Consider the following 24391-nt stretch of genomic DNA (forward strand, 5'->3'; position numbering starts at 1 on the left):
GACGAACCATGGCAGCAGACCCGCGCATCGTCATCGAGAACTGTGCGATCGCGACCGTGGACGCCGACGACACCGAGTACGCGTCCGGTCACCTGGTCCTGGCGGGCAACCGCATCGAGTCGCTCGGCACGGGCAGGGCCCCCGAGGGCCTGGAGAACGTCGTACGCCGTATCGACGCGACCGGCCATCTCGTGACCCCGGGCCTGGTCAACACGCACCACCACTTCTACCAGTGGATCACCCGCGGCCTCGCCACGGACCACAACCTCTTCAACTGGCTCGTCGCCCTGTACCCGACCTGGGCGCGCATCGACGAGCGCATGACGTACGCGGCCGCCCAGGGCTCGCTCGGCATGATGGCCCGCGGCGGAGTCACCACCGCCATGGACCACCACTACGTCTTCCCGCAGGGGTCCGGCGACCTGTCCGGCTCGATCATCCGGGCCGCGCGCGAGATGGGCGTCCGCTTCACCCTCGCCCGCGGTTCCATGGACCGCAGCGAGAAGGACGGCGGGCTGCCCCCGGACTTCGCGGTCGAGACCCTCGAAGGGGCCCTCGCCGCCACCGAGGCGACCGTCGACGAGCACCACGACGCGTCCTTCGGCGCGATGACACAGATCGCCGTGGCCCCCTGCTCGCCCTTCTCCGTGTCGACCGAACTCCTCAAGCAGGGCGCCGAGTTGGCCCGCCGCAAGGGCGTACGCCTGCACACCCACGGCTCGGAGACGGTCGAGGAGGAGCAGTTCTGCAAGGAGCTGTTCGGGATGGGCCCGACCGATTACTTCGAGTCGACCGGCTGGCTCGGCGAGGACGTGTGGATGGCGCACTGCGTCCACATGAACGACTCCGACATCGCCGCCTTCGCCCGTACGAAGACCGGTGTGGCCCACTGCCCGTCCTCCAACGCCCGTCTGGCCGCCGGGATCGCGCGCGTCCCCGACATGCTGGCGGCCGGCGTCCCGGTCGGACTCGGCGTCGACGGCACCGCGTCGAACGAGTCCGGCGAACTGCACACCGAACTGCGCAACGCCCTGCTGATCAACCGGCTCGGCGCCCATCGCGAGGCCGCGCTGAACGCCCGCCAGGCACTGCGGCTCGGCACGTTCGGGGGCGCCCAAGTCCTGGGCAGGGCAGGGGAGATCGGCTCGCTTGAGGCCGGAAAGCTCGCGGACCTGGTGCTGTGGAACCTGGACACGCTGGCCCACGCGTCGATCGCCGACCCGGTCACCGCCCTCGTCTTCGGCGCCGCGGCGCCGGTCACCGCCTCCTTCGTCAACGGCGAGCAGATCGTCGAGAACGGACGGCTGCTGCACGTCGACGAGGACGCCATCGCCCGCTCCACGCGGGACGAGGCCCAGCGCCTCGCACGGATCGCCGCGCAGGCCTGACGCCTCCCGGCACTTCCTGGCACTTTCCGACACCTGAAGATCTCCGGCTGAGGGGGACGGCCCTCGGCCGGTGGCCGTGGACCCCGGCGGGGCCCACGGCGACCGTCTCCGGGGTGCGCGCATGGACGTGCGCGCACCCCGGAGCGGTCTCCCGCCACGCCCTCCCCGTGACGGACATCGTCCCGGTCCCCGCACGACCGCGCCCCACCTCCCTGACACCCGCGTCAACGCCGACGTGTACCCGACCGGAGGAGCCGCCGTGGCCGCCCAGCCCACGCCCAGCAGCACGGACGCAACCCCAACTGGCCCGCAAAAGCATCCAGTTGACGAGAAACTCCCCGCCCTGAGGATGGCGACCAGCGGTCTGCAGCATGTGGCCGCCATGTACGCGGGAGTCGTCGCCCCGCCCCTGATCGTCGGCGCGGCCGTGGGTCTGACCGCGACCGAACTGACCTTCCTCACCGGCGCCTGCCTGTTCACCGCGGGCCTGGCCACCTTCCTCCAGACCCTCGGCGTCTGGAAGATCGGCGCCCGGCTGCCCTTCGTCAACGGCGTCACCTTCGCCGGAGTCGCCCCGATGATCGCGGTCGTCAACTCCACCGACGACAAGAGCGACGCGCTGCCGGTCATCTTCGGCGCGGTCATCGTCGCCGGCGTACTCGGCTTCTTCGCCGCCCCGTTCTTCAGCAAGGCGGTCCGCTTCTTCCCGCCCGTCGTCACCGGCACGGTCATCACGCTCATCGGCATATCCCTGATGCCGGTCGCCTTCGGCTGGGCCCAGGGCCCCAACCCCACGGCGGATGACTACGGTTCCACCACCAACCTGGGCCTGGCGGGCGCGACCCTCGTCATCGTCCTGCTCCTGCGCCGCTTCACCCGCGGCTTCGTCAAACAGATCGCCGTGCTGCTCGGCCTGGTCGTCGGCACGCTCGTCGCCGTCCCCTTCGGCGCCACCGACTTCGGCCCGGTGGCCGACGCGGCCGTCGTCGGCTTCCCCACGCCGTTCCACTTCGGCGCCCCGCAGTTCCAGCTAGCCGCGATCCTCTCGATGTGCGTGGTGATGGTGGTCTCGATGACCGAATCGACCGCGGACATGCTGGCGTTGGGGGAGATCGTCGAGCGCCCGGCCGACGAGAGGACCATCGCGGCGGGCCTGCGCGCCGACACCCTCGGCTCCGCCCTCAGCCCGCTCTTCAACGGCTTCATGTGCAGCGCCTTCGCCCAGAACATCGGCCTGGTCGCCATGACGAGGATCCGCAGCCGGTACGTCGTCGCCACGGGCGGCGGCTTCCTCGTCCTGATGGGCCTGTGCCCGATGGCCGCCTCGCTCATCGCCGTCGTACCCCGCCCCGTGCTCGGCGGCGCGGGCGTGGTGCTGTTCGGCTCGGTCGCCGCGAGCGGCATCCAGACCCTCGTCAAGGCGGGTCTGGAGAAGGACAACAACGTCCTGATCGTGGCGGTCTCGCTGGCCGTCGGCATCATCCCGATCACGGCGCCGGAGTTCTACCACGCGTTCCCGGAGACCGCGAGGATCATCCTGGACTCGGGGATCTCGACGGGGTGCGTGGCGGCGGTCGCCCTTAACCTCGTCTTCAACCACCTCGGCGGGGGACGCGCGGCCGACGACGAGGTGACGGCACCGATGGATCCCCAGCCGGCCTCGGCCCACTGACCCGCCGGGCAGGGCGCGGCACGTAACGCGTGCCGCGCCCTTGGGTGTTCAGCCAGGTGCTGAGTCAGATGCTCAGCCGATGTGGTAACTGTCCCCGTAGACCTGCCAGTCCAGGGGCGGATCAAGGTTCAGGTTCCCGTTCCTGAGGAAGACGCGCTGGGCGGTGTCCACCCGGCTGGTGTCCTCGTGGGCCTCCTCCTGCTTCATCGCCCACACCCGGGCGTCGAGGAATGCGTTGAGGTACGTCACCTCGTCGCCGCCCTGCGCCGGGGGCCTCGCCCGGTCGAGCGCCCGCCTGCGGATGCTGCTGAAACTCGTACTGTCGCCGCCGTCGCCGTGCATCACGATGGCGTCGTAGTACGCGAACTGGCCGAGCGTGCCGATGCCGTCGGCCTTGCCCCGCCCGACCGCCGGGTTGAAGTAGACGCGGTCGCGCTCGTCGTTCTGGGCCTGCCGGAACGCCTCGTCCCGGGCGGCCCGGCGCCAGGCGTCCGGGTATCCGGGGTCGAGGCCCTCGTGGGAGTCGCTGCCGTCGACGCGACGCAGGGCCGGCAGATATCCGGCCAGTACGTTGCCCGGCCTGCGCTGTGCGTACAGCTCGACGAGGTCGAGCATGTCGCCCGTACCGGAGCAGAAGCCGATGATCCCGGCCGTGTAGCCGCGGCCGTCGCCGATGTCCTCGATGTACTGGTACTGCGCCTTCCAGTCCAGCGAGGAGTTCTCCGCGCTGGAGACCAGCTGCATGGCGATCTCCTTCTTCGCCGGGTCGTCGAGTCCGGCCGGCGCGGCGCTCGCGGACCTGGTGGCGATGAGGGGACCTGCCACCAGGGATGCTCCGATCAGCGCGAGAAGAGTTCGTCGCGAGGAGCGTATGTGGGGGGTGTGCACGGGACCTCCAGTGGGGGTGGGAGTCGTTCGTCCGTACTGTTAGGAAAGTTTCCTACCAGAGATTCGGAGTGACGTATACCCGTCAAGGAGGCGCGTGTTGTGGAGGAGTAGAGGTCGCAGTGCCGGGCCGGGCGGCGGCTCAGGACCGGCTAGCGGGTCGTGACCAGCAGTTCTCGTACGCGGACCGCGGCTTCGTACGTGTCACCGGTGGGCCGGGTCGCGAGGTGCCCCGGCCGGCGCGTCCAGCGCTCCTCCAGGGTGAACCAGTCGACGGCTTCCGGCGTGCGATTCTCGGCCATCGCGGCACGCAGTTCGGTGAAGTACGTCGACCACCGCAGCCGGTAGAGCCCGCCCACCAGTCCCGCCCACTCACGGTTGGCGTAGTCGCGCAGTCCGGCGTCCGCGCCCTGCCGGGTGCCCCACACCGTCAGCAGCGACAGATTGTCGTACGCCAGCCTGTCCCGCTCCGCCGCGTCCGCGCCCCAGGCCCGCGCGTCGGCGACCCAACGCCCCAGCAGATGCCCGGAGTCGGTGGCCAGCAGGGTCTCCAGTACGTCCATCAGGGCGAGCCAGTCACCGGTCGTCCGGTCGAAGTCGGGCGCGTCCCCGGCCTCGTACGCCTTCCTGATGCGGGGGAGGAGGACACGGCTGCGGTTGGAGACGGCCTGGCGGGCCACGTCGAGGAGGTCGCGGCGGTACGCGGAGGAGTTCCGGAGGCTCGAGCGCACCCGGAGCAGTTCGCCGAGCGCGGGCTCGAACTCGTCGGCGTCGTACCGGAGTTGCTTGGGCGACCACTTGGCGGCCGACTTCGCCGTGAGCGAGGGGCGGGCGCCGAACAATCCGTCGGCGCCCTCGCTCCACGAGTCGGCGCGTGTCGTGCCGTACGCGGTGCGGCGCAGGATGTCCCAGGCGGCCTCGGCGTGCGGATCGCGGGCGCCGTAGCGGGAGAGAGTCCAGTCCCTGAACCATGCCTTCAGGTCCAACTCGCCCTCCTCCCAGGCGAGTTCGGAGAAGAGGTCGAAGGCGGCGGGGTTGTTGTCGGCGGCCTCGGGGAGCAGGGCGACGCCGCGCAGGGTGCTGCCCTGCTTGGTGCGCCACTTGTTGAACAGCGCTGCCCAGTCGGGGGTGTTGGCGCCCAGGGTCGTGTGGCCGCCGAAGTTCCAGATCGAACCGAAGGCGTATGGCGTGTCGCCCCAGTCGGCCTCTCGGTCCTTCACCTTCGGGAAGCGGTCGGAGAGGCCGTCGATGACGAGCATGTGGGACTTGTCGACGGCGTCCACGATCGCCCTCGGCGGGTTGTGCTGCCAGCCGAGGATGATCCAGACAGCGCCCGGGTGTGCGGTGAGCAGCGCCTTCTCGACGCCCTTCGCCGCGTCGGCGACCGGAACGTCACCAGGGTCGCCGCCCTCGTGCAGCAGGTCCATCTTGTAGAGCGTCGAGCGGCCGCCGAACATCTCGTCCTGGGTACGGTAGAAGGCCGCCGCGACGCGTGCGAAGTGCTCGGTGCGAGGGTCCAGCCAGTCGGGGCGCCCGAGTCCCATCCAAGTGCCCTGCGGGACGGTGCGCGCCCCTTTGTTCCGTTCGGCGAAGCCCGGCGGGACCGTGCCGAAGTAGCCGGGGAACACTGGCGTCATCCCCAACTCCCGTACCCGGTCGGTGATTCGGCGCCCGAGCGCGGCGCGGGCGTCGAGGAGCTGCCGCGACACGGGATCCGGGAAGGCGGCGAGATTCTGCATCAGCCACCACGGCTGGTGGGCGGGCCCCGCGATCCACTGCCGCAGCTCCTCGTCCGTGTACCCGAACCCGCGGAAGACCCGGTGGTACAGCGCGTCCGCGCCCGCGTACACCAGCACCTCGTTGTAGCCGTGCAGCGCCAGCACGTCCAGCTCGCGCTCCCAGTAGGTCCAGTCGTTGTACGCGCCCGTGTAGCCGTCGTTCGTGTCGTTGAGGGCGAAGCGGTGCGGGACGTTGGCCGTCCGGGTGACCGGGTCGGCGAGGCCGGGCAGGTGGGGCGGGAGGTCGATCTGCTCGCCCGCCCAGCTGATGTTGGCGTGGGCGATGTGCTTCAAGTACCAGCGGAGGCCGGTGAGTTGGGTGGCTGCGGTGTCGCCGGTGATGGTGATGCGGCCGGTTTCGCCGGAGACGTCGAAGGTATCTGTCCTGGTGGTGCCCGTCGTCTCGAACCGGAGCTGCCGCCAGTGGTGGGGGAGGAGTCGCCGGGCCGCCCTGGTCGCCGCCGCTGCTGCCGCCTCGGTCATGCGTGCCTCCTTGGCCGGGGTGCCGTCCGAGTGTGCGGGTGCGTGAGAGCAAGCGACGGTACCGGCTGCGCCGGCGGCGGCGGTCAGGAACGCGCGACGGGCCAGCGGCATGGGGGCTCCGGGTTCGTAGGGTGGGGCGGGGTGGGGCGCCGTGGGAGGGATACCCCCGGTGGGGGGACCCGGGCACGGCGGCTGGGCCACATGGGGGAGAACCGGCGGTGAACTGGCCGAGGGGTTTCTTTCGCCCCCGCCGCCCCTACCCATTCCCGTCACTACTCGGGGGCCAGCCCCCGAACCCCCGCTCCTCAAACGCCGGAGAGGCTGAAATACCCAGGGGCGCGGGGAACTGCGCAGTCTTTTGGGGGTTCGGGGGCGAAGCCCCTGAGTCAAGGACGGGAATGGGTAGGGGCGGCGGGGGCGAAAAAAGCCCCCGGATCACACCCGGCTCAGGGACTGGCAGGGCTGGGCCACCGGGAGGCGGCCGGTGAAGAAGGAGCGGGGCGGCACGCCCATCAGCGTGCGGAAGTCGGCCGTCATATGCGACTGGTCGTAGTACCCGGTGGACGCGGCAAGCTCGGCCCACCCCGTCCCCCCAGCATGCGCCAGCACATACCGAACCCGCCCGATCCGCGCAAAGTGCTTGGGAGAAACCCCAACCCCCTCCGCAAACAGATTCCGCAACTGCCGCTCACTCACAGCCAACCGCCGAGCCAACTCCCGCACCTGCGAAGGAACACGCTCCACATCCGTGGACAGCGCCTCGACGGCGGCCCGCAAAACCTCCAGCCGCGACCGATCCGCCCCGACCCCGGCCGCAAGCCTCCCCGGCAGCACCTCCATCAACCGGCCCACCGCATCCTCGCCCTCCAACCACCGCAACTCGCCCGCGAGTTGACGCGCGGACGCACCGGGAAGGTCCCCGAGCCGCACCACCCGCCCCACGAGCTCGACCGCCGCCACACCGAGCAACGGCCGCGTCGTACCCGGCCCGAGCCGCACCTGCACACACGACGCGAGCCGCTTGCTCGTGTGATATGTGGCCCGGGTACGCGGCCCGACGACGAGCGTGTCCCGGTGACCGTTCTCGTCGACCCGCACGACCAGCTTCGTAGCGGTGTCCGGGACACGGGTGAACGGCTCACGCGACGCACTGTCGCTGTCGACGGCCACCCCTGTCTCGATACCGTCGATCCACGGCCGCAACGCGTCGGGGGCGGGAAGCGTGCGCTCGGCAACGTCGTTGGTCACCCGTCCACCGTAGACGCGCCGGACAGCCGCACGGCCTGCCGAACCGTGCCGGAATTTCCTAGAGCTTCCGGCCACCCGCTCGACACGCTGGTGCCCATGATCCTCATCACCGGTGCCACGGGCACCATCGGCAGCGAAGTCGTACGACAGCTCGCACAGCACGGGGAGAAGGTCCGCGCACTGACCCGCGACCCGTCCAAGGCCCAGGCCCGGGTGCCCGACGGGTCAGAGCCGGGGGGAGGGGCCGGGGCGGAGGTGGATGTCGAGGTGGTACGAGGGGACTACCTCGACCCCGCCTCCGTGGACGCTGCCATGTCCGGCGCCTCGGCCGTGTTCCTCGTCGGTGTCCTGGGCCCGGACGACGCGGACCGCGACCGGGCCATGGTCGAGCAGGCCCGCGCGGCGGGCGTGCGCCGCGTCGTGAAACTGTCGGCGATCGGCACCGGCGACCCCGCCGTCGGCAGGGTCGGCACCTGGCATCTCCCGGGCGAACAGGCCGTACGGGAGAGCGGGTTGGAGTGGACGGTCCTGCGCCCCTCGGCCTTCGCCTCGAACACCCTGGGCTGGGCCGAGGCCATCCGGGCGGGCGAACCCGTACCGAACATGACCGGTGACGGCATGCAGGGCGTCATAGACCCGCGTGATGTCGCCGAGGTCGCCGTGGAGGCCCTGCTCTCCGCACGGCACGCGGGCCACATCTACACGCTCACCGGCCCCGAGACGCTCGGCGTCCCCGACCAGGCCGCCGTTCTCGCGGAGGTCCTCGGCCGCCCGGTCACGACCGAGAACCTCACACCGGACGAGTCCCGTGCCCGGCTGGCCGAGTGGGGCATGGACGCGGAGTACGCGGAGGGCGTGCTGGCCGGCAGCGCGTACGTACGCGCTGGTCGCAACGCCGTCGTCACGGAGGAGGTGCGTCAGGTGCTGGGCCGGGCGCCGCGCACATACCGGGAGTGGGCGGTGGACCACAGGGCGGCATTCGGCGAGAGCTGAGACGGGGGGCGGGGCGGGGCGCGGTTGGGGGAGCGTTCCCCCAACCGCGCCCCGGGCATCAGCCCCTACCTCGCTACCCCAGCCGCACACGCTCCTGGGCCTCGGTCCTCACCGGTTCCGAGGCCGACTCGCGCCCCGGCCGCAGCACGCCCGCCGCGAGCGCCAGCCCCGCCAGCGCGATCCCCGTACCGACCGCGAACGCCAGCCGGTATCCGTCCGCGGTCGCCGTGGCGAGGGCGGTTCCGCCGTCCACGAGGCCGTCCGTGCGGCTCGCCGCGAGGGTCGTGAGGGCGGCCAGGCCCAGGGAACCGCCCACCACCTGCGTGGTGCTGAAGAGGCCGGACGCCAGGCCGGCGTCCTCCTCCAGGGCGCCGGACATCGCGAGCCCGGTCACCGCGGGCATCGCCGCCGCGAATCCGGTGGAGAGCAACAGCATCGCGGGCAGCACGTCGACGACGTACGAGCCGTCGGTCGGCACCCGGGCGAGGAGTGCCATTCCGGCCGTGATGAGCACGAGCCCGGCGAGCAGCACGCGGTACGGGCCGAAGCGGCCGATCGTCCGCGCGGACAGGCCCAGCATCAGCACCCCGATCAGGACAGGCGCGGGCAGGAACGCCGTACCGGTCATCAACTCGCTGAAGCCCAGCACGCGTTGGAGATACAGCGCCCCGATGTACTGGAAGCCGAACATCGCCGCGACCATCAGGATCTGCACCCCGTTCGCGCCGGCGAGCAGGCGTGAGCGGAACAGCCGCAGCCGCAGCAGCGGACGCGCGGCCCGTGCCTGACGCAGGGTGAAGGCGACGAAGAGCGCGACGGAGACGGCCCCCAGGACGAGGGTGGCGCCCAGCCCGCGTCCGCCTGCGCCCACGATCGCGTACACCGTGAGCATCAGCGCGCCGGTGACCAGCGCGGCCCCCGGGTAGTCGGCGCCCCTGCCGAGCCCGGCGCCACGGTCGGGGGCGAGGATGCGGAGGGCCGCGATCCAGGCCACGATCCCGATCGGCAGGTTGATCAGGAAGATCCAGTGCCAGTTGAGCGCCTGGGTCAGCGCCCCGCCGAGGAACGTGCCGAGCGCGCCGCCCGCCGCGCCGACCGCGCTGAACACGGCGATCGCCTTGGCCTGTTCGCGCGGCTCGGGGAAGAGCGCGACCAGCATGCCCAGCACCACGGCCGAGGTCATCGCCCCGCCGACGCCCTGCAGCGCCCGCGCCGCGATCAGCATGCCCTGGCTCGTGGCGACCCCGCACAGCACGGACGCCACGGTGAACACGACGAGCCCCGCCACGAACATCCGCTTCCGGCCGACCAGATCACCCAGCCGCCCCACGAGCAGCAACAGCCCGCCGAACGGGATCAGGTACGCGTTCACGACCCAGGCGAGTCCCGGGGCCGAGAAACCGAGGTCACTCTGGATCGCGGGCATCGCGACGGTCACGATATTGCCGTCAAGGATGGTCATCAACGTGCCCGCACACAGCACGACGAGGGACGCCCAACGGGAGTACGTTCGCTGTGCCGGACTCTGCTCCGGGTGCGGTGTGGGTCGCTCTGTGGGTGACCCGTTCCGGGACGACATGGCCTTGGCCCCTCCGTATCGCTGCAGGCTGTTCCATAGGTGCACGACTTGTAACGGGGGACATCGTTGGTGACTATGGAGACCGGCGTAAGGAGGCACTTCAATGTCCCAGGGGAACACCGGTGTTACCTCGCAGGTCGTGCACGCGGAGGGCTGCCCTGTCCGGGAGGTTCTTGACAGGGTCGCGGGCAAATGGAGCGTGATGATCATCGTGGCCGCCGCTCACGGCCCGATCCGCTTCACCGAGCTTGAGCGCAGCGTCGAGGGCATCAGTCGCCGCATGCTCACGCTGACCCTGCGCAATCTGGAGCGCGACGGGCTCCTCACGCGCACCGTCCACCCGACGGTTCCGCCGAAGGTGGAGTACGAACTCACGCCGGTGGCTCGTGAGTTGCATGCCAGCCTGCTCGGGCTGACCGACTGGGCGGAGCGGCATCGCGTGACGATCGCCGAGTCGCGTGCGGCGTATGACGCCTTGCATCGGCCGGAGATTGGCGCTCCGCTGTGAGCCGGGTGCCTTTGCCTGGTGTGGTGTGTCGGCTGCGGGTGCGTCGTGGCTGGTCGCGCAGTTCCCCGCGCCCCTGAAGGGCTCGGTTGCTCAGAGGCCGAACCTGCCGGGATCCGACGCCAGTGCGCGGAAGTAGTCCCTCGGGTCCGTGACCAGTTTTCGTTCCTTGAGGTCCATCAGGCCGCCGACCGCCGTGAGTTCGGCGGCGACGGTGCCGTCGGGCTTGCGGATCGTCTGCTCGATGCGGAACGTCTTGCCCTCGCCCCAGATGAATTCGCAGGTCACCTCGACCTCGTCGCCCGCCCGCAGCTCCCGCCGGTAGCGGACGGTCATCTCCAGGGACACCGGGCCCACGCCCTTGGCCGCCAGTCCGGCCTGGGTGATTCCGGCGGCCTGCAGTAACGACCAGCGGGCGTGCTCCGCGTAGTTCACGTACACGGCCTGGTTCACGTGCCCCTGGGCATCGGTCTCGTACCCACGCACGGTCACCGGAACGGAAAACGGTTCGGCCATGACTTCTCCTTCAACGGATGCAAAGGCTGCAACGGCTTCTACGGGTCGACGGCAAACAGAATGGGCGCAAGCGTACTGAGCGGTTGCTCAACGCCGTCAACCGTTTAATGTCGTAGGGCATTCGGGGGCCGTCACGTCCGTCGCGGCGAGGCCAGCAGATAGCGCGCGCCCGTACGCGGCTCCGCGTGCTCGCCCACCTGCCAGCCTGCCTGCTCCAGCGTCGCCGCGCACTCCCGCAGGGCCCCGGCGTCAGGCCCGCGCACGGCGACGGCCTCCGGCTGGGGCGTCGCCCGAACCCGGTACCCCTCGGTGTCCGCGCCCGCCGGCCGGTGCCCCGCCGCCTCCAGCGCGAGCGCGGCGGCCTGCACCAGATGCGTACGCTCCCAGGCGCACGGCCGGTCCACGACCCCGTGCGGATTGGTCATGCGGCGCAGTTCGAGCAGGCCCTGCCAGGCGCTGTGCACCTCACGTATGCGCGACGGACCGGTGTCGATGCCGTCCTCGCCGCCGACCCGGGCGGCGAACACCCCGGAGGACTCGCGGGCGGGCTCCCGGGCGGGCTCGGCGGCTTCCGGAGCGCTCGCCGCCGCGGTGGCGGTCTCCTCGCGGACCCGATGCCCGGCGGGCGTCAGGAAGTGATCGTGCGGTGGACGTGGATGCCGGAACGCGAGCTCCCGCTTCACCAGCGCCGCGAGCTGGCTCTCCGTACCTCTGAGCCGCCCGGTCACGGGATCGGCCGCGTCGATGACGCGCCGCTGTGCGGCGGTCGGCGGTCGTGTCATGGCGTGCTCCTCCCGGTCCGTAGGCGAGCGGGCCCGGTCGAGGATCGAGGTCGATCAGCGGGCCCATTCGAAGACTACGACCCGGGTCTGACATCGCCCCGTCGCAAGCCCGTGAAGAGCCCCCGCCCGCCCCCGGGCCCCGTCCGCCGGGACCTCCTACTGCCGGTAGCCGCTCAGGAACCGGCCGATCCGGCTGATCGCCGCGTCCAGGTCGTCGGCGTGCGGGAGGGTGAGGATGCGGAAGTGGTCGGGGGTGGGCCAGTTGAAGCCGGTGCCCTGGACGACCTGGATCTTCTCCCGGAGCAGCAGGTCCAGGACGAACTTCTCGTCGTCGTGGATCTTGTGGACCTTGGGGTCCAGACGCGGGAACGCGTACAGCGAGCCCTTCGGCTTCACGCAGGACACGCCGGGGATCTCGTTGAGCTTCTCCCAGGCCACGGTGCGCTGTTCGTGCAGCCGCCCGCCCGGAGCGGTCAGTTCGTGGATGGACTGGCGGCCGCCGAGCGCGGCCTGGATGGCGTACTGCGCGGGCGCGTTGGCGCACAGCCGCATGGAGGCCAGCATGGTCAGGCCCTCCAGATAGTTCTTGGCGTGCTGCTTGGGGCCGGTGACCACCAGCCAGCCCGAGCGGAAGCCGGCCACCCGGTACGTCTTCGACAGGCCGCAGAAGGTCAGCACCACCAGGTCGGGGGCGAGCGCGGCGACCGAGTGGTGCACGGCGTCGTCGTACAGGATCTGGTCGTAGATCTCGTCGGCGAAGACCATCAGGCCGTGCCGGCGGGCGAGGTCGAGGATGCCCTCGATGATCTCCTTCGGGTAGACCGCGCCGGTGGGATTGTTCGGGTTGATGATGACGACGGCCTTGGTGCGGTCCGTGATCTTCGACGCCATGTCGTCCAGGTCCGGGTACCAGTCGGCCTGTTCGTCGCAGAGGTAGTGGACCGCCTTGCCGCCCGCGAGGGTCGTGACGGCCGTCCAGAGGGGGAAGTCCGGGGCGGGGATGAGGATTTCGTCGCCGTCCTCGACCAGTGCCTGTACGGCCATCGAGATCAGCTCGGAGATGCCGTTGCCGAGGAAGACGTCGTCGACGCCGACCTCCAGGCCGAGCGTCTGGTAGCGCCCCGCCACGGCCCGGCGGGCGGAGAGGATGCCGCGCGAGTCGGTGTACCCGTGTGCCTGGGGCAGCATCCGGATCATGTCCTGGAGGATCTCCTCCGGCGCCTCGAAGCCGAACAGCGCGGGGTTGCCCGTGTTCAGGCGCAGCACGCTGTGGCCTGCCTTCTCCAGCGCGTCGGCGTGCTCGATCACCGGGCCCCGGATCTCGTAACAGACCTCGCTGAGCTTGTTCGACTGCCGGAACTCCATGCGCGCTCGCCCCTCCGGTTTCGTGTGTTGCTTGGTTTTACCAAGTTCGAGCTTGGAAAGTCCAACAAGTTGTCTAGACTGCGTCGCATGTCACCTCGCCGAAGCTACGACCAGTACTGTTCCGCTGCCCGGGCCCTCGATGCCCTCGGTGACCGCTGGACCCTCCTGATCGTCCGCGAGCTGCTGGCCGGTCCGCGCCGCTACACCGACCTGCACGCGGATCTGCCCGGCGTGAGCACGGACGTCCTCGCCTCCCGGCTCAAGGACATGGAGCGGGACGGCCTGGCGACCCGGCGACGGCTGCCGCCGCCCGGAGCGGCGAACGTGTACGAACTCACCGCCCGTGGGCGCGAGTTGCTGCCCCTCCTCCAGGCACTCGGCGAATGGGGCGCACCCCTCCTGGCGGAACGCCGCCCCACCGACGCGGTACGCGCCCACTGGTTCGCCCTGCCGCTGCTGCGCTCCCTGGAGGGACTCGGCGACGGTGTAGTCCAAGTCCGCCTGGACGAAGGGGAGTTCTACGTCCGCCTCGGCGCACCGGACGGCCCGGTCTACGGGGAGGGCCCGGCCCCCGAGGAGCCCGACGCAGGCCTCACCCTCGACGCCGAGGCCTGCACGGCACTCGCAAGAGGCGACCTGCCCCTCCTCGACGCGGTACGCGACGGCCGCATCACGGTGACAGGCGAAAGCCCCTTGGCCAAGACACTCCGGGAGGCGTGACCCCGCGCCCCCTGAGGGGCGCGGGGAACTGCGCGATCAGCCACAGCCGGTCCGCAGACGCAGAACTGACAAGCAGCGCAGCGGTCAGGCGCTCGGCGGAACCCGAGTAGGCCGCCCCACTCCCCGGGTCAACGTGTACCCACCAACCCCCGCAAGCGCCGCCAGCACACCCCCCACCGCAGTCCACACCCAACGATCGGACCACCAGCCGGAGGCCCAGCCGTCATCGGGCTCAATGCTGGACAACACAGCGACCGAACCCTCGGAGTCCTCGTCGCTGTCGCCGCCCTCAGCCGCCACGGCGACCCCGGGAACGAGCGGCTCGGCCAACGAGCCATCCACCGCGGCGGCCCCGCCGACATCCTTCGAGTCGACCCGCACCTCGGCGCTCACCGGCAGCCCGAGGTCGGCCGCCTTGAGGCCGACGGTGGTCAGCCGGACGTAGTACGTGCCCGGCAACGGGTCGTCGGCCCACGGCTCGGACCAGGCACGGACGGTACGCAGCGTGCAGGACAGCTCCACCGAGGCCGCGTCCTGGGCGGCTGTACGAGTCTGCGCCCCGTACTGGCACGCCTGGCGGCGTCGCAGCCCGTCGTACACGTCGACCTGCCAGGTCGCCGAGGCGTGCGCGTCGGGCAGCTTCACCGTCGCCTTCACGGTGGGCCGCTGCCCGGCGTCGGCGGGGAACGACCAGTACAGGTAGTCGCCCATGGACGCGCCGGCGGTGGCCCGCTGCCCCTGGTCGACCTCGGTCGCCGTACGGAACGACGTACCGGCCGAGGTGGGCGCGGCGCTGTCGTCGGACGGGCTCGCGGAGGGGGAGGAGTCGGCGACCGCGGGGGACGCGACGGCCCCCAGCACCAGCAGACCCGCCCCCACCGCACGAACGACACGGCCCGCCCGGCCGGCACCCGACACACGAGTACTGGACACACGGGGGCTCAACACACGGGGGCTCAACACACGAGAAATACGCATCAGTTGGTCCTCCAGACCGCGACCCGCCAGCGCGAAACCCAGCCCCACAGCACACCCGCGAGGAAGCCGGTGAGCACCAGGGCGCCGAGCAGCCACCAGCCGCGACCGAGGCCGAAGGAGGCCACGTCGCTCGATGTGTCGGGACCGTCGACGACGTCCACGGTCAGTTCGAGCGGCAGTCCGGGCGTGGTCTTGACGCCGGAGGCCGCCGAGAAGGAGTTGGCGACCTGCAGGCACACGGCCTCGGCCGCGGGCTTGTCGTCGGAGTCGTCGTCCTCGCTCTCCGCCTTGGGATAGCGCAGACCGGCGGACATGACGTCGGTCCGGCCGGAGCCGGTCGACTCGCCGCGCACGATCTCGCGCCCGCTCGCGGTCACCGCCCGCAGTGACACCCCGTAGTCGCGGTCGACCTGACGGTCGGCCGCCACGCTCACCGACGCGCGCAGCTCGAAGCCCGCCGGGACGTCCACGCGGTACCAGCGGTGCTGCCCGAACTCCTCGCGGTCGGTGTAGAGCCCTGACTTGAGCGTGGGCGCCTGCGCGCACGCGTCGGCGCCGTCCACGGCTACCGGCGTGACCACCGGGTCGGCGGCCCGGTCCACCAACTGGTTGACCTTGTCGGTGAGTTCGTCGGTGTGCTCGATCGAGGTGTACGTTCCGCCGGTCGCCTCCGCGATACAGCTCAGCTGCTGCCGCAGTTTGGTGTTCGGCACCAGACCGAGCGTGTCGATGGTGAGGCCGATCCCCTTGGCGGCGATCTCCCGCGCCACCTCGCACGGGTCCAGCGGGGCGCAGGTGTCCTCGCCGTCGCTGATGAGGACGATACGGCGGGATCCCTCGCCGCCCTCCAGGTCGTCGGCCGCCTTGAGGAGCGCCGGGCCGATCGGGGTCCAGCCGGTGGGTGCGAGGGTCGCGACGGCGGTCTTCGCCTCCGTGCGGTCCAACGGCCCCACGGGGTAGAGCTGTTCGGTGTCCTTGCAGCCCGTCTTGCGGTCGTCGCCGGGGTAGTTGGCGCCGAGTGTCCGTATGCCGAGCTGGACCTCCTCGGGGGTCGCGTCGAGGACCTCGTTGAAGGCCTGCTTCGCCGCGGCCATCCGCGTCTGTCCGTCGATGTCCCGCGCGCGCATCGAACCGCTGACGTCGAGGACGAGGTCGACCTTGGGTGCTGCGTCACCCGTGGGTTCGCCGGCGACGGCTCCGGCCGGGAGGGCGATCCCGGCCGTCAGGGCGGCGAGCAGGGCGCAGGCGCCCACCGCCAGCCGTTGTCTTGTGATCATCGCCGGATCCTATTGATCAATGGCGTCAGGCATCAAAACGAGGGGCGGGGCGGGATGATCTACGGGTCGACAAGCGGGTTCGGCAGCCGCGCCCAGATGTCCCCCGGCCGCTCGGGCGAAAGCCGCATCGTCGTCAACGCCTTGGCCGGCAGCGGCTCTTCGAGCAGTGCGGCGAGATCCGGGGTGCGCGGCAGATCCCGTACCGCCGCGGACAGCGCCTCCCGCAGCGCCGACGTCGAACCGGCCGTCGCCGCCAGCGCGCCCGCGACCAGCGAACCGACGAGCTTGCTGCGCAGGACCGACTCGTCGTCCGTGACGATACGGCCTGTCAGGTCCGGGGCCGGAATGCCGTGGCGGGCCAGCCGCGCCGGGCTGATCCGGATGTCGGCCAGGTCGCGGTAGACGAGCCGCAGCGGGGCGCCCGCGGGCGAGAGCACCACCAGCAGGTTCTGGCCGTGCGCCTCCAGGGCCACGCCCAGGTCGAGCAGACGCAGCCCGACGGTGAGCGCGAGCCGGCTGAACTCGGCCAGCCAGGCCGGGGACTGGGGCAGTACGGTCGAGGCGAGAGCGGCGACCGGGACGACCCGCTCGCCCGCACCCGCGTACACGTCCGGTGACTCGCGCAACACCGCTGCCAGATCAGGGGTGTTGGCGGTGACCGCGCCGAGGGTCCGGGTGATGTGCAGCATCCCGTCCAGCCGCCGGGCCATGGCCTCCATGAACGCCGAGACGGCCGCCGCCGACTCGATCGAGTACACCGAGATGTCCCGCACGGAGGAGGTCAGCCGGGCGCTGAGCGCGGTCTTGACGTGCGGTCCGTCCGGGAGGGCCAGCGTGCGCAGGGACATCAGGGGATGCGCGGCCAGGCCCTCCCCGGCGACGCCTTCCCCGACCGCCTTCTCGTCCTTCAGCACATGCCGTGCCTGCCACGGGTGTACGGGGATCAGCAATCGCCCCGCCTCCCGGTACGGCCACTCCCCGCCCACCAGGCAGGCGTCCTCCGGCACGGCCACCAACCCCAGCTCGACCTCCGCCCGGTGCTCCGGCGCGTACGCCAGCTGCTCGGCCACCGAGAAGCCGGGCCGCGAACGGCAGTTGGGGTGGAACGGATGCCCATCCACGACCCGCTGCTCCCATCCCCAGGAGGTCAAAGGGGAGCTCGTCGCGGGCTGGTTGGCGCGGGAGAGGGCCAACGAGGCGACACTGTGGCCGAGTTCGACGGCGAAGGCGTGCCCGTGCGGCAGCCCGAGGGCCGTCATGAGCGCGGCCGGGTGGCGGTACGCCGTGCCGTCCAGTTCGACCTCCCTGACGGTGGCGGCCGTCGCGTACGCGTCCGAGGCCGGGCCGTGCAGACGACGCCCGTCGGCCAGCCGGAGCACCAGCCCGTCGTGCCCCGCCGCCTCCCGGCGCGCGACCCACGGCAGCGGCTCATGGACGAGCCCGCGCCACAGCCGGGTCAGCACGGACGCGCGGGCACCGGGGAGTTCGACCGCGTAGAGGGACAGCAGGGTGGGGCGTACCGTGCGCAGCTCGGCGGCGAGAACGGCCTCGGTCTCGGCCGGGGTGCGGGGAGGGTGCACAGAGGGCTCCTAGGGTGTGGGGACGGCGTCGCGGCCGGGTACAACGCCGGACATACTGAGCGCCAGGGCACCGTACGCAACGAACGGATCGCGTGGACCTCATGCACCCCATGCCACCCATGCACCCCGGGAACACCGGGGACGGCATCGGCGAAGCAGCCGATGCGTACGCGGCGGCGCCGCTGCTCAATTGTCTGCTGCGGGAACTCGGCGAGCCCGCGCCGGGGCCTGCGGAGTCCGGGGACCGGCGCGTGTACCGGCTGCCGGCCGGGGGACGGCTCCTGCGGGTGCGCGCCGGACGCCGCCCCGCCGAGCCGGAGGTGTACGCCGCCGGTGCCTGGCAGCGCCTGAGCCACGCGGAGCTGGTCAAACTCACCGCCGAGGTCCTCCGCGGGCACACCGGCCTGTCCAACCCCGAACTGCCCGTCGAGATGATCGACAGCCGGGACGCGGTGGCGGCGATCCTGACCGCCCGGGAGGGGATGACCCCGCCCGACGACCTGTACCGGCGTTCCGAACAGTCCCTGATCACCGGACATCCCTACCATCCCGCCCCCAAGGCGCGCGGCGGCGGCCCGGTCACCGGCTGGATTCCGTACGCCCCCGAGGCGTACACCCGCTTCCCCCTGGTGCTCCTGGGGCTGCGGGAGGACGTGTGCGTGGAGGACGGTGACACGGGTGCGCTCGACGCGCTGGGCGAGGCCCCGCCCGGCTATCGCCTGCTGCCCGTCCACCCCTGGCAGCTCGACCTCGTCGGCGCCCGCCCGGAGATCCGCGAGGCCTTCGAGGACGGCCGTCTCGTACGGCTGGGCCCCTCCTCGTGGACTGCCTGGCCGACCGCGGCCATCCGCACGCTGTACGTCCCCGACACCGATCTCTTCCTGAAGTTCAGCCTCGACGTCCGCATCACCAACGACATCCGCCGCCTCTGGCGCCACGACCTCCTCCGGCTGCGCCGCACGGACGCGGCGGTGACCTCGGCCTTCACGGCCCTGGGCGCCCCCGCGGCCTGGCTGAGCGACCGCGGCTACCGCACCGCGGACTTCGCCTTCGAGGAGCTCGCCGTCCTCGTACGCGACGGGCTGCGCCCGCATGTGACCCCCGGCGCGACCCCGGTCCTGGCGGCCGCGCTGACGGAGAGCTTCGAAGGAAACCCCCTCGAAGGCCTCGCCGACCCCGCTGCCTGGTGGTCGGCGTATCTGCGTCAAGTCGTGCCGCCCGCACTGGAGTTGTTCGCCCGGCACGGGGTCGTACTGGAAGCGCATCTGCAGAACACGGTGGTCGCCGTGGACGTGGACGGGACGCCGGTGCAGGCGCTGTTCCGCGACGCGGAGGGCGTGAAACTGCTGCCCGAGGTGACACGCGCGGCCGGCTGGGAGCGGCTGGTGTACTGCCTGGTCGTCAACAACCTCCTGGAGATGGCGGAGGCGCTGGGGGAGCGGTACCCGGGCATGGAGCTCTGGGACGCCGTACGACGGGAACTGACGCGGTGCGGCGAGGAGTTGCCCGAGGCGGCCGAGCTGCTCCGGGCTCCGACCCTGCCCGGCAAGACGAATCTGCTGCTGCGCTGGACCGGCGCGGACGGCGCCGACGCCCGCTATCTGCCCGTCCCGAACCCCTTCGGATGAGTCAGCCCTTTCGGCCCTCCGCCTTGAGGTGCGTGGCGAAGAATCCGTCGATGCGCTGCCAGGCGTCGACGGCGGACTCCGGGTGGGGCTTGATTCCGGCGACACGCATCAGCGGACGCAGCGCGCGTGGCCCGATCTCGGCGTCGTTGAGGAAGGAGTGCCCGGCCTCCGGGTATTCCTTGACGTCGTGGACGATGCCGAGCCGGTCGAGGGACGCCTCCAGCTTGCGGGCCACGCCCGGCAGCGTACGGTCACGGGCCCCGTAACTCGCGACGACGGGGCAGGAACCGTCGAGCGCCCCGTCGAGATCCTTTGGCGGACGGCCGTAGTTGACGGAGGCGGCGTCGAACTCGCCGTCGCTCCCGGCGAGAAGGGCGAAGGAACCGCCCATGCAGAAGCCGATGATGCCGATCCGCCCGGTGCAGTCGGGATCCTGGGCGAGGCGGGTGCGGGCCGCCTCGATGTCGCGGAAGGCGCGGCCGTGTCCGGACAGGGCGGCCCGGAAGGTCGGCACCAGGCAGCGGACGGTCCCTCCGTCGGTGAACAGGTCCGGCATGACGACGAGATACCCGGCTTTCGCCAGCCGTTCTGTCTGACGGTGCATCACATCGTTGACGCCCAGCGCCTCATGGACCACGACCACACCGGGCCAGGGACCCGTCCCCGCGGGCCGGGTGAGATGGCCCGTGAGCCGACGCGAGCCACCGCGGGCAGCGCTGAACTCGGTGAGATCGACGGCGGTGGTGGTGGTCGTGCCGGGCATGGTGTCCTCCGGGGGAGAGGCGACGGGGACGGCCGAGGTGCGGACGACGGCGGGACGGCCGAGGTGAAGACTAGGGCGCGATGAAGGGCTGCACGCGCTTGCGGTAGTCCTTCGGCCGCACCTCGTTGTAGTACTTGTCCTTGTCCTCGCCCTCCGAGGTGAAGATGTACATCGGGCACTCGTCGGACTCGGCCTCACCCGTGTACTTGTACAACTCCTTGCCCGTGCGCGCCTCGACGACCTTCAGGCGGTACGAGGTGTTGTACGTACTGACGGTGAACGGCTTGCCGTCGCTCTCCATGTCGCACTTCTTGCCGGTCGGGCTCTCCTTGGTGCGCTCGACACAGACGACCAGCTCGGCCTCGGCCGGCTTGTCCGAGTAGCCGAGGATCCAGCCCTTGGGGAAGTCACCGGCGGGCGGCTCGAACTGCGACCAGTCGTCGCCGGGCTTGTTCATGAGCATCGCCGGGTGCACGGTCTTCTTCGTACGGTCGTAGGCGGGCATCCCCGAGTAGCCGAGCCCGTCCGTGCACACCCGCTCCAGGTCCAGCGCGGTCGCCGGTACCTCCGGTGCGTCCGAGCCGTCCGCCGCCGAACTCACCGACGGCGCCCCGCCGGTGTCGCCTCCCGCGCCTCCGCCTGTGCGTCCGCCCGTGCCTCCGGTGAGCGACGAGCACCCGCACAGGGCCACGCTCAGAAGCCCTGCGGTGATCCATACGCGGACACGCGGCTTCGACAGCATTGATGGCATTGACGGTGTTGATGGTGTTGAAGACATGTTGACGACCCCCATAGAAGAACGAACAGCAAGCAGGGCATGTCCCCCGGGCCATGCCCTGCTCCCCCCTGACCTGCTGGAGAAGAGCGTGCCGCCCGCCCGCCGCCGCGGACATCGGGGAAGTGCCCCCATGTAGTTGTGCGGTCCCTGTGACTCGTGGGTACTACGCTGTGCGGACTCGAAGGAGCTTTCGACGGGTGCCGGTGGGGGGCATCCCGGAAGTGGGCGCAGGGGGGCCTGAGTGTCGTCGTTGTCGTCATCGGTACTGGTCGGCAGAGAACCGGAGCGGGATCTTCTGACCGCGGCCGTCCGATCGGCGGGCGAGGGGCGGGGCTCCTCGGTGTTCGTGCTGGGCGAGCCGGGCATCGGCAAGTCACGCCTCGTCGAGGAGGCCGCGGACGCCGCCGTACGCACTGGGTTACGGGTGCTGCGCGGGCGGGCCGCGTCCGCCGGGCGCGCGGTGCCGCTGCGCCCGCTGGCGGAGGCCGTGTTCTCCGGACTGCGCGGCGAAGGGGCGCCCGCCGACGGGGACCTGGGCCCGTACGAGCCGCTGCTGTCACGGTTGTGCGGGCTGGCGCCGCAGGACGGTTCGCCGCTGGTGGGCTACGCCGAGGCGGTACTGCGGCTCCTGGGGACCCTCGGACGCACCGGCGGCTGTGTCCTGGTGCTGGAGGACCTGCACGACGCGGACGCCGACACGCTCACCATCGTCGACTACCTGACGGACAACCTTCCCGGCCAGCGGGCCGTCCTGCTGGCCACCCTGCGCGGTGGGCCCGGACCGGCCCTCGACCTCGCCGAGGCCGCCGTGTCCCGCCGTACGGCCCGCACCCTGCGCCTCGCCCGCCTCGGCCCCGCCCACACCGCGGAGCTGGCCGCCCGCTGTCTGGGCCACGACGACGCGGGCCACGTACCGGCGGTGGTGCTGGACCGTCTGCACGCCGTCTCCGAGGGTGTCCCCTTCGTCGTGGAGGAGCTGCTGACCGCCATGGTCGACAGCGGCAACCTCGTTCAGCGGCAGGGCGACGGCTGGACGGTGACCGGCTCGCTGAACGCCCAGGTGCCCGCGACGGTCGCCGCCGCAGTCCTTCAGCGAGTGGACCACCTGGAACCGCCCGGTGTGGCGCTCCTGGAAGCGGCGGCCGTCCTGGGCAGGCGCTTCCCCGTGGACATCGCCGCCCGCGTCGCCGGGCTCGACAGGGCGACGGCACTGCGCCAGCTGCGCCATGCGGCACGCGCCCAGCTGGTCACCGACGGCGCCACCGCGGAGGAGCCCGGCTGGCACACGTTCCGTCACGCCCTGACCGCCGACGCCATCACCCACCGGCTGCTGCCCGTCGAGCGGGCGGCGCTCTGTCTCGCCGCGGCCGACGCGATCGAGTCCGCCAACGCCACCGAGTCCGCCGACACGGTCGAGCGCGTTGACGTCACCGAGTCCGTCGGCGCGACAGGGCCGGAACCGCGGGACGCGGGCCTCCCAGCCCGGCGGGTCGGGGAACCCCGGCGGGCGGGAGAGCCGCACGGTCTGATCGGCGGTGACTCGGGGGACGACCTGTACCGCCTGGCCGCGGAGCTGTGCGTCGCCGGCGGGCAGCGGGCACGGGCGGCCGTGCTGCTCACCCGGGCCGGCCGGCAGGCGGTCCTGCGGGGCGCTCTGCTGACCGCGGTCGAACTCCTCGACCGGGGCCTGGAGTTGACCTCCGGCGCCGCGGACGCACCGCCCGAGGCGGTGGCCGGGCTGCTGGAGGAGTTACTGGGGACACTCGTCCTCACGGGCGACGTACAGCGGGTGCCGGAGCTCGGCGAGCGGCTGGACGGTGTCCTGAGCGTGTGGGGCGCGCCGCCCGTCCGCCGCGCCGCGGGTTTCCTGGCCCGGGCCAGAGCCGCCGCCACCGCGCAGCAGTGGGAGGAGGGCCTGGCCGCCGTGCGGCGGGCACGGGAGCTGCTCGGGGCCGAGCCCGACCCGGCGTCCCGCGCCGCCCTGGACTCGGTCGCCGCGCACCTGGTGCTCAACTCGCAGCGCCCGGACCGGCTGGAGAGCGCCAGAGCCCTGGCCGAAGGGGCCGTGGCGACCGCCGAGGAGGTCGGCCTGCCGGAGGTGAGCTGCAAGGCGCTGAACATGCTCGGATACTGCCTGCGGCCCCAGGACCTGGCCGAGGCGGAAAAGGTCTTCGAGCGCCTGGTGGCCACGGCCGAGGCCCACGCGCTGCCGGTCTGGCGGATACGCGGCCTGCTGGAACTCGGCGTGCTCGACCGGATCCGGACCACCGGAACCGATCGGCTGCTGGCCGCACGGAAGGCGGCCGAGGAGACCGGTGCGGTCCTCATGACGGCCTGGGCCGACATGCATCTGGCACAGGCCTATCTGCTGCGCGACGAGTACGACAGTGCCCTGGAGTCCGCCCGGCGGCTCCGGTCGACGGCCCACCGGCTGCGGCTGCGCGAGGTGCAGCTGATCAGCGTCGGAATGGACGCCATCATCGCCGCCTCACGTGGGGATCGGCAGAAGCTCCAGGCCGCGCTGCACGTCGTGGAGAGCGCACTGGCCGGACGGAGCGCCGGCGCACTCTGGGGCTACGCCGACACCTCCGTGTGGGGCTGGGCCCAGGGCATCTGCTCCCTGCTGAGGGAGGAACCCGACCGCGCGCTGGCCGAGTTCACCGAGGCGGACCGGGCCATGCGGGCACTGCCCAGCACGCGCGGGGTCACCGGCTTCCTGGGCCCCTACCTGCTCCTGCGGACCGTACGGGGCGCGGCCGGCTGGGCGGAGCTGGACGGGGCCGTCGCGGACCGGCTCACCCAGGTCCACTGGGACCGGCCGTTCGCGGGCTGGTCCCGGGCCGTGCTGCTGGGCCGCGAGGGCCGGGCCGCGGAGGCCGCCAAGGCGGCCGAGGAAGCACTGGCCGGGACCGACACCATCCCCCTGGCCCGCCATCTGTGTCTGCGCCTGGGCGCTTCCGCGGCGCTCGCCGACGGCTGGGGACGTCCCGTCGAGTGGCTGCGCTCCGCCGAGCAGTTCTTCCACGACCGGGGCACGACACGGGTGTCGGCCGCCTGCCGTGCCACGCTGCGGGAGGCGGGCTCTCCCGTGGCCCGCCGCCGCGAGGGCCACGACACGATTCCGCAGGAGCTGCGGAGGGCGGGGGTGACCGCGCGGGAGTACGAGGTGCTGCGCCTGCTCGGCCGGGGGCTCGGCAACCAGGAGATCGCCGAGCAGCTCTTCCTCTCGCCACGGACCGTCGAGAAGCACCTCGCGAGTCTCCGGAACCGTACCGATCGGAACGGCCGGGCCGCCCTGATCACCCTGGCACGCCGGTACGCGGACGGGCAGTGACTGCGCCGCGGAGCGGCTCTGGAGCGCCTGGCACGAGCGGTGGAACCGATGCTCGCGGCAGGCGCTCCAGAGTGACGAGGCGGCAGCGGCCACGGATTCGGTGACTGTGGAATCAGCGCTGCGGAATCGGCGGCTGCGG

General features: G+C 71.6%; 19 protein-coding genes. 7 read left to right on the forward strand and 12 right to left on the reverse strand.

The genetic code is table 11. The annotated features are described in order from the left end of the window. Positions 1-8: 8 nt before the first annotated feature. Complete coding sequence (locus ACFWXQ_RS44585) at positions 9-1388, forward strand: 8-oxoguanine deaminase (protein ID WP_383956537.1); 1380 nt, start codon at positions 9-11, stop codon at positions 1386-1388. Between the two features lie 349 nt (positions 1389-1737). Next, complete coding sequence (locus ACFWXQ_RS44590) at positions 1738-3060, forward strand: nucleobase:cation symporter-2 family protein (protein WP_383956557.1); 1323 nt, start codon at positions 1738-1740, stop codon at positions 3058-3060. A 72-nt stretch (positions 3061-3132) separates the two neighbouring features. Here ACFWXQ_RS44590 and ACFWXQ_RS44595 read toward each other — a convergent pair whose 3' ends face one another. The 3 genes from ACFWXQ_RS44595 to ACFWXQ_RS44605 form a co-directional block, all read right to left on the reverse strand. Further along, positions 3133-3948 carry a chitosanase gene (locus ACFWXQ_RS44595; protein WP_383956552.1) on the reverse strand — a complete coding sequence of 272 codons (816 nt, stop codon included), beginning with the start codon at positions 3946-3948 and terminating at the stop codon, positions 3133-3135. A gap of 149 nt (positions 3949-4097) precedes the next feature. Continuing rightward, a complete protein-coding gene (locus ACFWXQ_RS44600) occupies positions 4098-6317 on the reverse strand; it encodes an alpha-N-acetylglucosaminidase (protein ID WP_383956555.1) in 2220 nt (739 codons plus the stop codon). A 324-nt stretch (positions 6318-6641) separates the two neighbouring features. Next, complete coding sequence (locus ACFWXQ_RS44605) at positions 6642-7454, reverse strand: helix-turn-helix domain-containing protein (protein WP_383957403.1); 813 nt, start codon at positions 7452-7454, stop codon at positions 6642-6644. Between the two features lie 96 nt (positions 7455-7550). Here ACFWXQ_RS44605 and ACFWXQ_RS44610 point away from each other — a divergent pair, with 96 nt between their 5' ends. Then, positions 7551-8447, forward strand: a complete 897-nt coding sequence (locus ACFWXQ_RS44610) for an SDR family oxidoreductase (RefSeq protein WP_383957401.1) — start codon at positions 7551-7553, stop codon at positions 8445-8447. A gap of 73 nt (positions 8448-8520) precedes the next feature. On the opposite strand, the gene ACFWXQ_RS44615 is transcribed toward ACFWXQ_RS44610, so the two are convergent. Then, positions 8521-9909, reverse strand: coding sequence for an MFS transporter (locus ACFWXQ_RS44615; RefSeq protein ID WP_386270337.1), 1389 nt, complete (start codon positions 9907-9909; stop codon positions 8521-8523). Positions 9910-10129: 220 nt separating this feature from the next. On the opposite strand from ACFWXQ_RS44615, the gene ACFWXQ_RS44620 reads away from it, so the two are divergent. Next, positions 10130-10534, forward strand: a complete 405-nt coding sequence (locus tag ACFWXQ_RS44620) for a winged helix-turn-helix transcriptional regulator (RefSeq protein WP_383954509.1) — start codon at positions 10130-10132, stop codon at positions 10532-10534. 90 nt (positions 10535-10624) lie between these two features. Here ACFWXQ_RS44620 and ACFWXQ_RS44625 read toward each other — a convergent pair whose 3' ends face one another. The 3 genes from ACFWXQ_RS44625 to ACFWXQ_RS44635 form a co-directional block, all read right to left on the reverse strand. Then, complete coding sequence (locus ACFWXQ_RS44625) at positions 10625-11047, reverse strand: acyl-CoA thioesterase (RefSeq protein WP_383954507.1); 423 nt, start codon at positions 11045-11047, stop codon at positions 10625-10627. A 131-nt stretch (positions 11048-11178) separates the two neighbouring features. Beyond that, positions 11179-11829: a hypothetical protein gene (locus ACFWXQ_RS44630; RefSeq protein WP_383954505.1), complete on the reverse strand. Its 651-nt coding sequence runs from the start codon at positions 11827-11829 to the stop codon at positions 11179-11181. 156 nt (positions 11830-11985) lie between these two features. Then, entirely contained in the window at positions 11986-13194 is a 1209-nt protein-coding gene (locus ACFWXQ_RS44635) for a pyridoxal phosphate-dependent aminotransferase (protein ID WP_200395075.1), read from the reverse strand. Positions 13195-13281: 87 nt separating this feature from the next. On the opposite strand from ACFWXQ_RS44635, the gene ACFWXQ_RS44640 reads away from it, so the two are divergent. Then, complete coding sequence (locus ACFWXQ_RS44640; protein WP_383954503.1) at positions 13282-13914, forward strand: winged helix-turn-helix transcriptional regulator; 633 nt, start codon at positions 13282-13284, stop codon at positions 13912-13914. Positions 13915-13998: 84 nt separating this feature from the next. Here ACFWXQ_RS44640 and ACFWXQ_RS44645 read toward each other — a convergent pair whose 3' ends face one another. Genes ACFWXQ_RS44645 through ACFWXQ_RS44655 form a run of 3 tightly spaced genes read right to left on the reverse strand, consistent with a single transcriptional unit; the run spans position 13999 to position 17749 of the window. Further along, complete coding sequence (locus tag ACFWXQ_RS44645) at positions 13999-14892, reverse strand: hypothetical protein (RefSeq protein WP_383954501.1); 894 nt, start codon at positions 14890-14892, stop codon at positions 13999-14001. Then, entirely contained in the window at positions 14892-16169 is a 1278-nt protein-coding gene (locus ACFWXQ_RS44650; RefSeq protein WP_362087722.1) for a VWA domain-containing protein, read from the reverse strand. The genes ACFWXQ_RS44645 and ACFWXQ_RS44650 overlap by 1 nt, the downstream gene beginning before the upstream one ends. A 59-nt stretch (positions 16170-16228) precedes the next feature. After that, positions 16229-17749 carry an IucA/IucC family protein gene (locus ACFWXQ_RS44655; protein ID WP_383954499.1) on the reverse strand — a complete coding sequence of 507 codons (1521 nt, stop codon included), beginning with the start codon at positions 17747-17749 and terminating at the stop codon, positions 16229-16231. 110 nt (positions 17750-17859) lie between these two features. Between ACFWXQ_RS44655 and ACFWXQ_RS44660 the strand changes: the two genes are divergently transcribed. Beyond that, entirely contained in the window at positions 17860-19377 is a 1518-nt protein-coding gene (locus ACFWXQ_RS44660; protein ID WP_386270338.1) for an IucA/IucC family protein, read from the forward strand. Position 19378: 1 nt separating this feature from the next. On the opposite strand, the gene ACFWXQ_RS44665 is transcribed toward ACFWXQ_RS44660, so the two are convergent. Then, the gene (locus ACFWXQ_RS44665; protein ID WP_383952929.1) at positions 19379-20140 is read right to left on the reverse strand and encodes a dienelactone hydrolase family protein; all 762 of its coding nucleotides are present in this window, start codon (positions 20138-20140) and stop codon (positions 19379-19381) included. Between the two features lie 70 nt (positions 20141-20210). Then, positions 20211-20882, reverse strand: a complete 672-nt coding sequence (locus ACFWXQ_RS44670; RefSeq protein ID WP_383952927.1) for a hypothetical protein — start codon at positions 20880-20882, stop codon at positions 20211-20213. A 286-nt stretch (positions 20883-21168) separates the two neighbouring features. Between ACFWXQ_RS44670 and ACFWXQ_RS44675 the strand changes: the two genes are divergently transcribed. Next, positions 21169-24252 (forward strand): AAA family ATPase, encoded by a 3084-nt coding sequence (locus ACFWXQ_RS44675; RefSeq protein WP_383952925.1) that lies wholly within the window; start codon positions 21169-21171, stop codon positions 24250-24252. Positions 24253-24391: the final 139 nt, after the last annotated feature.

Source organism: Streptomyces sp. NPDC058697 (assembly GCF_042715345.1).
GTDB classification, from domain to species: Bacteria; Actinomycetota; Actinomycetes; order Streptomycetales; family Streptomycetaceae; genus Streptomyces; species Streptomyces liliifuscus.